The organism is Geomonas sp. (genome assembly GCF_056994735.1).
The window spans coordinates 37,817-50,828 of the sequence record NZ_JBXKJL010000130.1 but is presented as its reverse complement, the minus strand read 5'-3'; the positions used below and the strand labels follow the sequence as shown (position 1 = coordinate 50,828).

Genomic DNA, 13,012 nt, shown 5'->3' with positions numbered 1-13,012 from the left:
GCTCCCACCGTGATCCGGAGCGGATCGCCCCCGGCGGTCGATTCCACGACCTTTCCGTTTTTGAGAGTTGCTGTGAAGTGGACAAGGACGGTGCTTCCGAACTTGGCATGAGGCATGTTCCCCCCCTGTGCTCTTTAGGATAGGGGAAGTTTATCAGGCGCAGACGAATCCGCTAGGGAGGGGGTGGCGAAGATAGCGTAGACCGGACGGGTTTCCTTGGGCCAAGGTGGACACGGTCCGACTGGATCCCCGATAAAGTCATTCGGGGATGACGGGGAGCGCACCGGAAGTCATTCCCGCGGGTGTAAGCGGGAATCTAGTGTCAGCTTGCGAATGTAGTATCCTGTGGCAACGTTACTGTCATGGCCGTATCCGATCTCTCTTTGGACCCTTTCGTTTAACCATTTCTACTGTCTGGCGGTGCCGCTATGCCTGATCAAGCTGCAAATTCAGTCTCCTTTCAGGCACAGGAGATGAACCTGCGGGAGCACGTCAATAACCTCTCCGGGCTTAGACATGGCAGAGACAACTACGATGAGCTGGAGCGCAGGGCGAAATACGTGGAGGACGTCTTCCTCTCTCACGGGCTCCAGGTGAAAAACCAGTACTTCCAGTTCAAGCAGCGGAAATACCGCAACATCATCGCCTCCACCGAGGGTAGCCGCCCCGAGCTTCCGGCACTGCTGATCGGCGCCCACTACGACGGCAACCGCGACACTCCCGGCGCGGACGACAACGCCAGCGGGGTGGCGGCGCTGCTGGAAATAACCCGCCTCCTCCACGAAGAAAAGCCACTTCGGCGGCTGGAACTGGTGGCCTTCACCCTGGAGGAGCCGCAGGCCTTCACCCACATCATCAGGCGCGGGAGCAGGTTCTTTGCCCGGGAGGCACGCAGGCAAGGCGCGCACTATCAGGGTGCCGTCATCCTCGAGTGCATAGGCTTCACCGCAAAGAAGCAGCGCGGGGTTTTGCTGGCCAGGCTGGTCGGGATCCAAATGCCCAGGGAAGGGGATTTTCTGGCCGTGGTTGCCAATGGCCCGTCGAAGGCGTTGATGGACTCCTTCCTCGATGTGGCGCGACACAGGGTCCCTTCTCTGAAGACGGTGGGGTTTGCCGCGCCCGCCCAGGCTTACGTTGCACCGCAGCTACGCTTCAGTGATCATTCCTCGTTCTGGGAAAGGGATTACCCGGCGATCATGCTGAACGATACGGTGATGTTCCGGAATCCGAACTACCACAAGGAGGGTGATTTGCCAGATACGCTCGACTACCGATTCATGGCTGCAGTCGCGACGGCAGTCGCGGCGTTCTCGGTGAAATGTTGAACTCACGCCTTTGCACAGACAAAGGCAAATCCCCCCTGTCCCCCCTTTGACAAGGGGGGGACGTGAGGTCGCCATTGATAACGGGGAGTGCAGGACGATTGCTGATTCCCCGGGTCCGACAAAGTCCCCCCGCCAGTCTCCAACTCCCTTCACTTGTAGACGAAACGCCCGGCTCTCCCCCCGTGCACGGAGGGGGGCCTGCCTGCCTCGCTTTGGCGCTCCCGGCCCGAGAATGTTCCCCCTCCCCGCCAGAGTTCCTGTGAAAAAACGGACCTTGCCGACCACCTTCCAACAGTCAACTTTCCCGCTCAAAGCCCTTTCCGGTTGACAATCTTCCAATATGGCGCAAAAATGCGCCCTTTGCTAATCACCTTTTGCGCGACCTGCGTCCTCTGCCAGTCACCGGCATGGGGGTAGGTCAGTTGAGGTCTACAATGTCCATTGAGGAGCAGCAAAGGAAACTGTTGCAAGGAAACGAGGCCCTGGCACGGGGGCTGGTCGAGAGCGGCTGCGTCGTCGCGGCTTCCTATCCCGGCACTCCCGCCTCGGAAATCCTGACCGCAGTCCAGAAGTGGCAGCAGCACGAAGGCGTGGATATGCACGTCGAGTGGGCGGTCAACGAAAAGGTCGCCCTGGAAATCGCCTACACCGCCAGCCAGACGGGGTTGAGGGCGGCTACCGCCATGAAGCAGGTCGGGCTCAACGTGGCCAGCGACCCGCTGATGAGCGCGGCTTACCTTGGCGTGGTCGGCGGCTTCGTGGTGGTCAGCGCCGACGATCCCGGCCCGCACTCTTCCCAGACGGAGCAGGACAGCAGGCTGATGGCCATGCTGGCCAAGATCCCGGTGCTGGATCCCGATTCCCCGGAACAGGCCCGCGAACTGGCCGGCACCGCCTTCGAGCTTTCGGAAAAATTCTCCATACCGGTCATGCTGCGCCCCACCACGCGTGTCTGCCACGCCTGCCAGGATATCGCCCTCTTGCCGGTTCAACGCCTGGAAAGACCGGCGGCATTCGAGAAAAATCCCTCACGCTGGGCCGCCACCCCGAAGTTCCGTTACCAGCTCCACCTGGAGTTGAACCAGAAGCTGGTCGGCATCGCGGCTCATCAGCCGACCGCTCCGCGCTGCCTCAACCCGGAGGTGAAAAGCCGCAAGGCTGTCGTCGCCTCGGGTCCGGCTGCCAGCTACGTAAAGGAGGTGCTGGGGGATCTGGGCCTTTGGGGGGAAATCTCCTTCCACCAGGTGATCCAGCCTTACCCGCTCCACACCGCCTTTGCCGAGTCGATCCTCGAGGATTTCGACGAGATACTGGTTCTCGAGGAGACCATGGGCGTCATCGAGATGCAGCTCAGGGACCGCTACAAGGTGAAGGGCAAGCTTTCCGGCGCCGTCCCGGAGGCGGGTGAACTGCTGCCGGAGATAGTCGAGCGCATTGTTGCCGACTTCGCGGGACTCCCTCCCCTGGCGGAGACCCCCGCCCCGGCATCCGGCGGAAGACGCCCCACGCTCTGTCCGGGTTGCCCGCACAGGGCGAGTTTCTATGCCATCAAGAAGGCTGCTCCCAAAGGGATCTATCCGAGCGATATCGGCTGCTACACCCTGGGGGTCAACCTCGGCGGCGTCGATACCGTCCTCTGCATGGGGGCCTCCATCAGCCAGGCCGCCGGCTTCTATCAGTCGTACCGCGTCACCGGACAAAAGCGTGACATCATCGCCACCGTGGGGGACTCGACCTTCTTCCATGCCGGCATTCCGCCGCTCATCGACGCGGTGGCGCAGGGGGCAAGGTTCGTCCTGGTGATCCTCGACAATGTCACCACCGCCATGACGGGGAATCAGCCTACACCGGCCCACGGGACGCCGGCCGGACGGGCGGTCGACATCGCCGGCATCGTCAAGGGGTGCGGCGTCGGCTTCGTCAAGACCGCCGACCCGCTGGACCTCCCGGGCTTCACCGCGCTGCTCAAGGAGGCGGTCTCCTTCTCCGACGAGCATGGTGTCGCGGTCGTTATCGCCAAGAGTCCCTGCCTGGTGGACCGCGCGGCTCCGCGGCAGAAGCGCCGGCAGCCGAAGGTGGCGGAGAGCTGCATCGGATGCCGGATCTGCACCGACCGATTCGAGTGCCCTGCGCTGATATTCCACCCGGAGACAAAAAAGGTCACGGTCGATCCCATGATCTGCAGCGGCTGCGGGGTCTGCCTCGACGTCTGCCCGACCAAAGCCGTTCGACTGGAGGAGAGGGCATGAAGCAACAGTTGATCATAAGCGGGGTCGGCGGCCAGGGGATACTCTTCATCACCAGGCTCCTGGCCGAGACAGCCATCGCCAAAGGCCTTCCCGTCCTGACCAGCGAAACTCACGGCATGGCGCAACGGGGCGGCATCGTGGTCTCGCACCTCAAGGTCGGCGGCTTCGCCAGTCCCCTGGTGCGGCCGACGCAGGCGGACATCCTCGTGGCGCTGAAGCCCGAGACCGTGGCGTTGCACCTCCACTTCCTAAAGGGGAGCGGCTTCATCGCCACCAATGCCCGGGAAGCCTTGCCGGAAGCGGCGGCGTATCCGACCGCATCGATCGATGCCGATACCCTGGCCCTTTCCCTGGGCGACCCGCAGGCGGTCAACCTGATCGTCCTGGGACGGGCCCTTCGCGAACCGGGGCGTCTCTTCTGCACTCCTGAGGAGGTCGAACAGGTCATCCGCCAGAGGATGGCGGGGAAAGAAAAACAACTGGCGCGTGCGCTTGCTGCATTCCAGGCGGGCCTTGGCCAGAGCAAGGAGGCCGATAGCGGATGCTGAAAAGATTTCCCTCGAAAGTCACCTCACCCGCCGAGCTCGCCGCACATCAACTGGCAGGTCTCAAGTGGACCGTGCGGCACGCCTTCGAGAACTCCCCCTTCTATCGTGAAAGGATCATGGCAGCGGGGATAACTCCGGACGGCATAACCTCTCTCGATGACCTGGAGAAACTCCCGTTTCTCACCGCACAGGACCTTTCCGACGGCTATCCCTTCGCCCTGCGCTCCGCCCCCTTCGCCGACCTGGTCAGGATCCATGCCTCCTCGGGAACCACCGGAAAGAGGAAGGTGCTCTGCTACACCCAGAAGGACGTCGAGGACTGGCAGCACATGTTCGCCCGCTGCTACGAGCTCGCCGGGCTGACCCGCGAGGACAGGGTCCAGATCGCCGTGGGCTACGGCCTGTGGACCGCCGGCGCGGGATTCCAGCAGGCCTGCGAGAAATTCGGCGCCCTGGCCATCCCTGTCGGTCCCGGCAACCTCGAACTGCAGACCAGCCTGATGATCGACCTGCAGACCACCGTCTTCTGCTGCACGGCCTCGATGGGGCTGCTTTTGGCCGAAGCGGTGCAGAGCAAGGGGCTGCGTGACAAGCTGAACCTCAAGAAGATCATCCTCGGCGCCGAGCGGAGCAGCACCGCGATGCTGGAAACGATGAGAGAGTGCCTCGGGGTAAAGGACATCTACGACATCACCGGCCTCACCGAGCTCTACGGGCCCGGGACCGGGCTTTCCTGCGGTCACGGGAGCGCCATTCATTACTGGGCCGATCACTACATCCTCGAGATCCTCGATCCCATCACCCTTCAGCCTGTCGCGCCTGGCGAGGTGGGCGAGATGGTCTACACGACGCTCTGCAAGGAAGGTGCGCCGCTCATCAGGTACAGGTCGCGCGACCTGACCCGGCTGATCGAAGGACCCTGCTCCTGCGGCTGCTCGCTCCCCCGCCACGACCGGATCCTCGGGCGCTCCGACGATGTGGTCATCTTCCGCGGCGTCAACATCTATCCCGGCCAGATCGACGAGGTCCTGAACGGGATACCGGGGATCGGAAGCGAGTACCAGGTCCACCTGGGGCACAAGGCCGACGGGCGGGACTTCATGCTGGTCCGGGTGGAGCGCGCCAGTATCGACGCAGGGCTGGCCGAGGACCAGGTGCGGAAGTGGATCACCTCCGGCATCAAGCACACCCTGCTGGTGTCGTGCGAGGTCGAACTGGTCGACTACGGCAGCATGCCGCGCTCCGAGAAGAAAACCAAGAGGATCTTCGACGGGAGAAAGTTCGAGTAGATCCCCCTTCGGTCCCTCCTCCGTCACCTTCCACCACCATGCCCGTCTTCCCCCTGCACTTTCGCTCGGGGGGGCGGGCGTTTTCTTTTCCAAGGGGCCCCATTGCAGCCAGGGCGGAGGGTGTAAAAAAATTCACAGTACCGTTTTTTTACACTTCGGTATAAGTCGTTGACATCACGACTTTTAGCTACGGCGGCCGCTTGCGTCGCCAAAAAATTCACAGCCCCGTTACCTTCACACCGCGGTTGGCTGGCTGGTAACTCCCTGATATTACGTTCCCGGATGTTTCCCCACTTTGGCACGATGCTTGGATATAGAGACGGGTGTTCAGGGTTCACCAGCATGTCGAGGGGGAAATAACATGAACGAATATAATATGATCAACCGTTGCCTCGGCACCTTGAAGGATTCCAGGATCGATGTCCTGACCAAGCTCAGAATGGAGAGCCTCCTGATAGGGCTGAAGATGCTTTTGCTGATGGACGATGAGCAGGAGCGGATGGCTGATCTGGAAGAACTCCTTGCCCAGATCAAGGAAGTCTGCAAGTGCGGGTCTCCCGATGGTGTCAAAGCCGTGGTGGACCACGTAAGGGAGCTGCAGAGTTCAATGACCGACTGCCTGAAGGCGAGCTGCTGATAAAAGACCTATTTCGTTTCCTGGCAGAACCAAACCGGCGCTTCCCCGTGCCGGTTTTTCTTATCCTCTCCCGGTAGCATTCCACTTAGACCCACATTCTCTCCCTCCCACAACCGCCATGGATAGCCTTCCGCAATAGAAACCCCGGTGAAAAAGTTTCTTCACGGATTGCAATTGAAACGAGTTTCGGTATCGTGAATCATCTGCTGAGCCTCGTTTCCCTACCGAGACGGCATTGCACTTTGTGCGATTGAATGAGGACTTGTAGCGGGGCTCGAGAACCGGTCTTCCGCTTCCTTGGGGAGGGGAAGACCGCAGAAGTGGAATCGGACCTTCTCCGAGAACGCTTTCAGCAAAGGACACACGACGTTGATGGCAAGGAGAAAATTAGAGTATCCGGTAAGGCACCCTCGTCAGGATTTCTGTCCAGGTTGGTAAAGGGTCAATAGCGACATCCTGTCCTGTTCGACCGGCAACCTGACACAAAACCAGGTACAGGATGTGGCTATGGAACCTCGCACTCGACGCTCCAGCGCGCTGCTGCCCTATCTGCAACGCCCTCCCGCAGGTGCAGCACTCAAATTGACCACCACTTCAGGGGCTTACACCCGTCGCGACAACGCCCATCCCTCCCGTCTTCTTCACGATTCCCGATCCCTTTCCCCCTCATCGAGACTCGCTTCGTTTCCGATGCCGGCTCTGCTCTGGATCACACCACCTACGCTGGCGGCACCGGCCCTCAACCCTCCCCCTCATGCACAGGGCGAGGGGATAAGGACGACGATCGCATACCCGGAGGAAGTGTAATGTCCGGAACGACAAGACTTTCCGTAATCGCCGCCTTGTCCTTTTTGTGCTGTTCGTGCTCCTCGTCTGCGAAGAAGCCAGTCGATCTGCAGCGACCGGCGGAAGTACCCGGAGCGCCTCAAGTCGGGAGGGGGGCAATCACCCTGCTGATCAAGGCGGACCCGCAGCTGAATCGCTATAACAGGAGCGCCCACACCCTCTTCGTATGCCTCTACCAGCTCAAGGACCCGATGACCTTCAGCCAACTGGCCAAGGAGCGGGAAGGGCTATCCCGCCTGATGGAGTGCGACCGCTTCGACGGCAGCATGGTGAATGCCAAGCATCTCGTGGTGCAGCCTGGGCAGGAGGTGAAGGACGTGCACGAGCATGCCGAAGGCGCCCGCTATCTCGGCATTGCTGCCGGCTACTTCGGCACCGGAAAGGAGAGGATGATCGAGCTCTTGCCCCTGTCGAGCGGTCACGGCGACACCGAGAGCACGGTGAGCCTGGAACTCGGCGCCCACCAAATACAGAGCGCAAAGGTGAAATGATGGACGTCGAGAGATCGATCTTCTGGCACCAGGGGCTCTTCCTGCAGCCGCAGCATTTTCAGCTGGCGGACCGCTGCGTCCAATCCCTGCTCATCCCCTACCAGCGCTACCTGGCGCCGCACTTCTGGGGCATCTACGAGATGTCGATCGAGGCTGCCGCCCTGGGCACGGGCTCATTCCATATCTCCAAGGGGACCTTCCTCTTTCCCGACGGCGCCCACGTGGCCTTCCCCGGCGCCGCACTTCTGGAATCCCGTTCCTTCGAGGAGGGATGGGTCGCCGGCGGAAAGCCCCTCACCGTCTACCTGGGGCTTAAGAAGTGGAGCGACTCCTCGGAAAACGTCACTCACCTCGAGACCCTCGACACCCTCTCCAAGGTCACCACCCGCTTTGCGGTTCCCTCCGACGGCGATTCCTATCCTGACCTGCACGCAGGGGGGCCGAAGGGGGAGGTGAAGCGGCTCGATTTCGTGCTGAAGATCTTGTGGGAGAACGAGATCGAGGAGATGGGGGATTACCAGCTGATCCCGGTGGCCCAGCTGGAGAGGACGCGGGAAGGTATCGGGGTTTCCAGCAAATTCATACCTCCCTGCCTGACCGTGGCCAGTTCCCCCGCGCTCCTCGAGACTGTCAGGGAGATCCGGGATCAACTTGCTTCGCGCAGCCGGCAGCTGGAAGGCTGCAAGCGCCAAAGGGGGATACAGAGCGCGGAGTTCGGTTCCCGCGACCTCGTCTACCTCCTTGCACTGCGCACGCTGAATCGCTACGTCCCGCAGCTTTTCCATTTCCTCGAGGCTGGCGAGGTTCATCCCTGGCTCCTCTACGGGGTGCTGAGGCAGCTGATCGGAGAGCTCTCCAGCTTCTCGGAGACGATCACGGTCCTGGGCGAATCGGCAGCGGAAGGAACCGCTCTGATCCCGGAGTACGACCACCGGAACCTCGGGGCCTGCTTCGAGCCGGCCCACCAGCTGATCCTGAGGCTCCTGGACGAGATCACCGCAGGGCCGGAATACGTTCTCCCGCTGGCCTACGATGGGACCTACTTCGCCGCGGAGATGAAGCCCGCGCAGTTCGAAAGCCGCAACAGGTACTTTCTGGTGCTGAAGACCGAGGATGACCCGAAGCTGGTGCTGCAGTCACTTCCTACGGCCAAGTTGGCGTCGCGCGACAGGCTTCCCCTCTTGATCGCCCGGGCGCTCCCCGGCATTCCCCTGGAGCACCTGACAAATCCTCCCCAGGAGCTGCCCCGCCGCGGGTCCTCCTTCTATTTCGCCATCGATAGCCGGTGCGACCTTTGGGACTTCGTCCAAACGGGGAACAATATCGCCCTCTACTGGGATGACGCCCCGGACGATCTGGAGGCCGCACTGATGATCGCGGAAAGGTCGTAGGCCTTGCACCCGTAAGGAGTGTTCATGCACCTCACCGATTGTTTCATGCCGGTTCTAGCCTGTGTGGTTGCCTTCCGCGATGCGTCGCAGGCCGACCGGCCGCAGTACGGGCAGATGAGGGGCGAGGTCCAGCGCCTCCTCTCGCAGGCGGAAAAGGTGTCCCGAAACGGCGGGATCGATCCCGCGGAGTTCGATGAGGCCCGCTTCGTCGTTTGCGCTTTCGCCGATGAGGTCATGCTCGCCTCCGACTGGAGCGACCGCCATCTGTGGCAGCGGGAACAGCTGCAGCGGGTCTATTACCACACCACTGGGGCCGGAGTTGAGGTCTTCGACCGGCTAAATAACCTCGGCATCGAACGGCGCGACCTCCGGGAGGTGTACTCCCTCTGCCTGGCGCTCGGTTTCAAGGGGCGCTTCATCAACCCTGCGGACGAGTTCCTGCTGGATCAGCTGAAAACTTCGAACCTGAAGACGGTCATGGGGTCTTCGGGTGGCACCCCTGGTTTGGAAGGAGTGGTGCTTTTCCCGGAGGCTTTATCTCCGCAGCCGGTTGAGACGAAGCCACACAGCGGGGGCTTTCGCTTCACCGCGGTGACAATGATTGTGCTGGCGGCTCCCGTCGTCCTCTTCGCGGCACTTTATCTCATCTACACCTTTGCCCTCGGCGGAATGGCCGGGAGACTCTCCCAGCAGGGGGGACCTTGAAAGAGATCCTGCTCAACTGCGTCAGATACTCGCTCATCGGTGTCGCCGCCATCCTCGTTGTACTCCTTACTTTCGGCTATGTGCTGATGATGAGATGGCCGTCGTGGGTGGCTGTCTGCGTGTTGCTGGTCCTGGCGTGCCTCGTGCTGGGAGCGCTCTTCGCCAAGAAGGTGATGGTCAGGAAGAAGGACCAGGAGCCCGTGCAGGAGGTGGTCGAGCAGGGCCAGGCCCGGTTCCAGAAGTCCAGCCCCCAGCAGGCCCATTTGCAGGAGTTGCAGCATGCCTGGCGGGAGGCGATGGCGATCCTCAGGCATTGCCACCTGAAGAAGCAAGGTAACCCTCTCTACGTTTTGCCGTGGTACCTGGTGCTCGGTGCAAGCGGCTCCGGCAAGACCACGGCGATCAAGGGCTCCGGGCTCTCATCCCCCTTCGCCGAGAGCACCCCCACCGGCGGGGGCACCCCGACACTCAACTGCGACTGGTGGTTCTTCGACCACGCCGTCCTCCTCGATACCGCCGGCAGGTACACGATGCCAGCCTCGGAGCCTGACAACGAGGAGTGGCATAAATTCTTGTCCCTGCTGGTGAAATCCCGGAAGAGAGCGCCGATCGACGGCCTGATTGTCACGGTGGCGGCAGACAGGCTCGTGACCACTTCACATGGGGAGCTGGAAAAGGACGGTCTGCAGGTAAGGCGCCGGATGGACGAGCTGATGCATGTCCTGGGAACAAAGTTCCCGGTCTATACCCTGGTCACCAAGTGCGACCTGATCCCGGGAATGACCGAGTTTGCCGGGCGCCTTCCAGAAACGGTCGTGGAGCAGGCCGTGGGGGTGGTAAACGAGGGGGTGTCGACCGACCTGGACGGATATCTGAAGCGTTTTGGCTCTCTCCTCTCGGACCGTCTGAAGCGCCTCAGGCTCCTCCTGCTGAATGAACCGGACGCGCCTCCGGCCGGGGCTCCTTTCCTCCTCTTCCCGGACGAGCTGGACCATCTGCGAGCTCACCTGGAGATCTACCTTAAGGCCGCGTTCCATGACAACCCCTATCAGGACACGCCTCTCCTCAGGGGGATCTATCTATCCAGCGGGCGGCAGGAAGGGGCCTTGTCGAACGCTTCGGGGGCGGAGCAGGGGCCGGTCGGCAAGCACGAGGTTGGCACCGGGACGAGCCGGGGGCTTTATCTGCATGACTTTTTCGACAAGGTGCTCCCCCGCGACCGGTGGCTCGCGGCCCCGACTTCCCGGAGCATGTTGTGGAGAGGCGTGACGCGGAACGTTGGCTTAGCGTCGTGGGGGGTGGCCGGACTCGGGCTCTGCGGGCTGCTGACCCTGTCTTTCCTGAAAAATGCGGCGACGATTCGGGAGGCGTCGGCTGTGATCGATCAGACCCCGGAGCTTAACCGCGACTTCCCGACCGACCTTGCCTCCCTGGACCGCTTCCAAGAGATGATCGCGGCCGTGGAGCGGAAAAATCGCGACTGGTGGACCCCGCGATTCGGGCTCAAGGAAAGCCTGAAGGTGGAGGCCGCGCTGAAAGGGCGGTACTGCAGGCTGTTCCGGGACCGCTTCCTCCTCTCCCTTGATCGCAGCATGAGTGAGGCGATCGCCTCCTTCTCCCTGAGCACTCCCGACGACCTCTCCGGCAGCTATGTCATCCACCTGAGCCGCCGCATGAATCTTCTGCAGGCCCGGCTGGCTGGGGCGGGGCTCGATCAGCTCAAAGCGAAACCCCTTCCTTCCTACCCGGTTGCGCAGCTTCAGCAGGGGGACGAGCCGGGAGCGACAGGCAAGCTGGGGGACCTGTACCTGCACTACCTGGTCTGGCGCTCCGGCAAGCCCGAACTGGAGAAGGAGGTGCAGGCGATGCACTCCCTGCTGAAACAGCTCTCTCTGGTAAAGGGGGCGAACCTGGCCTGGCTCCTCGACTTCGTCAACGCGCCGGAGGGCGCTTCAGCCCGGACGCAGGCGCCCGGTGCCGCCATCACCCTCGCGTCGTTCTGGGGGGGCTCCCGCAACCTCGCTTCCGAGCCGGTGATAGCGCCGGCCTTTACCAGAAAGGGGAGGGAGCGGGTGACCGCATTGGTGAACGAGCTGGCTGCGGCCTATCCAGGGCCCGGCATGGAAAGGGAGAGAATCCGCTTTGAGAAGTGGTACCGGAGTTCGTGCTTTGCGGCTTGGCAGCGGTTCGCGGACCTCTTTCCGAAAGGACAGGAACGGCTGGTGGGGGCCAAGGAGTGGCAGAGAGTCGCCGAGATCATGGGGAGCGAGCAGGGGCCGTATCTTGGCTTCATGAAGAGGGCGGTGGCCGAGCTGGAGGCCTTCGGGATCTCTGATGGGGTCCCCCCCTGGATCGCCCAGCTCTACCGGTACCAGGCGCTGAAGAATGCTCCTCCGGCGGCAGGCGCCACGGCAGCCGCGATCCCGGGGAGGACGCTTCCCGAAAAGCCCGGACGCCTGCCGGGCCGGGAGGGGGCTGCGCTGGCGAGCCTGGAGCCACAGGCGTCCGCGGCCAGGACGGTGCAGGAGTACCTGGGCGCCCTGGCCCAGGTAGCGCCGGTGGCGAAGTCCAGAAACCTGGCATACCAGATGGCGCAGCAGGTCTTCAGCGAGGATGCCGCACTGAGCAAGTCCCCCCTTTACCTGGCTGCGGATGCGGCCCAGAGGCTCAACTCCGCGCTGACCCCAGGCCGGGGAGACGATACCTTCGCCCGCCTGATCTCCAGCCCCATCACCTTCTACGGAACCTACGTCAGGATGGAGACCGCCTGCTCCCTGCAGCGGCAGTGGGAGGAGAAGGTCCTCAAGGAGGTGCAGGGCGCCGGCGATCCGCAGACCCTCCAGTACCTCCTTGGGAAGGAGGGGCCGGTGTGGAAGTTCGTCAGCGCCTCGGCCGACCCCTTCATGGGGTGGACCCCCGGTCGCGGCTATTACTCGAAGAGCGCGCTGGGAGGATCGATCCCCTTCCAGGCAGGGTTCTATGCCTTTCTCGCCAAAGGGGCCAAGGCCAAGGTCGCCCAGGCAGCAGCTGACGCGGCGCCGAGGCAGAACTACAACCTCACCCTAAAGGGGCTTCCCACTGACGCCAATGTCGAGGCGAAGATAAAGCCGCAGCGCACGCGCCTTGAGCTGCAATGTCCCGCCGGTCCGCAGACCATGGAAAATCTGAACTACCCCGTCACCAGGACCTTCGTTTGGTCGCCGGAATGCGGAGAGGTTATTTTCCGGATGGAGGTGGGAGACCTCCTGCTCAGCAAGAGGTACCGCGGGCTACCGGACTTCCTGCATGACTTCCCGGGGGGGCGGCACACCTTCGGTCCGCGGGACTTCCCTCGGGAAAAGGACGCCTTGGGCAGGATGGGTATCAGCTTCATCAGGCCGGTCTACCAGATCTTCGGCGGGGAGGGTATCGCCTCAGCCGGCGCGGCGGCAGGGAAGGGCCTACCGGCACAGGTGCCTGCCAAGATCACGGAATGCTGGGATTAAGGACATTCGCGGCCCGCGGGCCTTTGCGCCTGAAACGCTGCCGGAA

The 13,012-nt window shown here is 62.3% G+C and carries 10 protein-coding genes; 9 read left to right on the top strand and 1 reads right to left on the bottom strand.

Annotated elements, in window-relative coordinates; genetic code table 11:
• A partial coding sequence (locus AC11W3_RS06405) for an FKBP-type peptidyl-prolyl cis-trans isomerase (RefSeq protein ID WP_484092675.1) occupies positions 1 to 116 on the bottom strand: 116 nt, incomplete at its 3' end.
• Between the two features lie 312 nt (positions 117 to 428).
• Here AC11W3_RS06405 and AC11W3_RS06400 point away from each other — a divergent pair.
• The 9 genes from AC11W3_RS06400 (at position 429) to AC11W3_RS06360 (ending at position 12,966) form a co-directional block, all read left to right on the top strand.
• Complete coding sequence (locus AC11W3_RS06400; protein WP_484092673.1) at positions 429 to 1,325, top strand: M28 family peptidase; 897 nt, start codon at positions 429 to 431, stop codon at positions 1,323 to 1,325.
• 434 nt (positions 1,326 to 1,759) lie between these two features.
• The gene (locus tag AC11W3_RS06395) at positions 1,760 to 3,574 is read left to right on the top strand and encodes a thiamine pyrophosphate-dependent enzyme (RefSeq protein ID WP_484092672.1); all 1,815 of its coding nucleotides are present in this window, start codon (positions 1,760 to 1,762) and stop codon (positions 3,572 to 3,574) included.
• Complete coding sequence (locus AC11W3_RS06390; protein ID WP_484088366.1) at positions 3,571 to 4,122, top strand: indolepyruvate oxidoreductase subunit beta; 552 nt, start codon at positions 3,571 to 3,573, stop codon at positions 4,120 to 4,122. Before AC11W3_RS06395 ends, AC11W3_RS06390 begins: the two co-directional genes overlap by 4 nt.
• Entirely contained in the window at positions 4,116 to 5,411 is a 1,296-nt protein-coding gene (locus AC11W3_RS06385) for a phenylacetate--CoA ligase (protein WP_484088367.1), read from the top strand. Before AC11W3_RS06390 ends, AC11W3_RS06385 begins: the two co-directional genes overlap by 7 nt.
• Positions 5,412 to 5,772: 361 nt before the next feature.
• A complete protein-coding gene (locus tag AC11W3_RS06380; protein ID WP_484088368.1) occupies positions 5,773 to 6,048 on the top strand; it encodes a hypothetical protein in 276 nt (91 codons plus the stop codon).
• 806 nt (positions 6,049 to 6,854) lie between these two features.
• Entirely contained in the window at positions 6,855 to 7,385 is a 531-nt protein-coding gene (gene tssJ / locus AC11W3_RS06375; protein ID WP_484088369.1) for a type VI secretion system lipoprotein TssJ, read from the top strand.
• Positions 7,385 to 8,776 (top strand): type VI secretion system baseplate subunit TssK, encoded by a 1,392-nt coding sequence (gene tssK / locus AC11W3_RS06370; protein ID WP_484088370.1) that lies wholly within the window; start codon positions 7,385 to 7,387, stop codon positions 8,774 to 8,776. The genes tssJ and tssK overlap by 1 nt, the downstream gene beginning before the upstream one ends.
• A 24-nt stretch (positions 8,777 to 8,800) precedes the next feature.
• Positions 8,801 to 9,481, top strand: coding sequence for a DotU family type IV/VI secretion system protein (locus tag AC11W3_RS06365; protein ID WP_484092671.1), 681 nt, complete (start codon positions 8,801 to 8,803; stop codon positions 9,479 to 9,481).
• Positions 9,478 to 12,966 (top strand): type VI secretion protein IcmF/TssM N-terminal domain-containing protein, encoded by a 3,489-nt coding sequence (locus AC11W3_RS06360; protein WP_484088372.1) that lies wholly within the window; start codon positions 9,478 to 9,480, stop codon positions 12,964 to 12,966. The genes AC11W3_RS06365 and AC11W3_RS06360 overlap by 4 nt, the downstream gene beginning before the upstream one ends.
• Positions 12,967 to 13,012: the final 46 nt, after the last annotated feature.

Bases quoted from the DNA above. Each gene is read 5' to 3' on its own strand.
- AC11W3_RS06365 (WP_484092671.1), top strand. From the start codon at position 8,801: ATGCACCTCACCGATTGTTTCATGCCGGTTCTAGCCTGTGTGGTTGCC.
- AC11W3_RS06390 (WP_484088366.1), top strand. From the start codon at position 3,571: ATGAAGCAACAGTTGATCATAAGCGGGGTCGGCGGCCAGGGGATACTC.
- AC11W3_RS06400 (WP_484092673.1), top strand. From the start codon at position 429: ATGCCTGATCAAGCTGCAAATTCAGTCTCCTTTCAGGCACAGGAGATG.
- AC11W3_RS06385 (WP_484088367.1), top strand. From the start codon at position 4,116: ATGCTGAAAAGATTTCCCTCGAAAGTCACCTCACCCGCCGAGCTCGCC.
- AC11W3_RS06380 (WP_484088368.1), top strand. From the start codon at position 5,773: ATGAACGAATATAATATGATCAACCGTTGCCTCGGCACCTTGAAGGAT.
- tssJ (WP_484088369.1), top strand. From the start codon at position 6,855: ATGTCCGGAACGACAAGACTTTCCGTAATCGCCGCCTTGTCCTTTTTG.
- AC11W3_RS06395 (WP_484092672.1), top strand. From the start codon at position 1,760: ATGTCCATTGAGGAGCAGCAAAGGAAACTGTTGCAAGGAAACGAGGCC.
- tssK (WP_484088370.1), top strand. From the start codon at position 7,385: ATGGACGTCGAGAGATCGATCTTCTGGCACCAGGGGCTCTTCCTGCAG.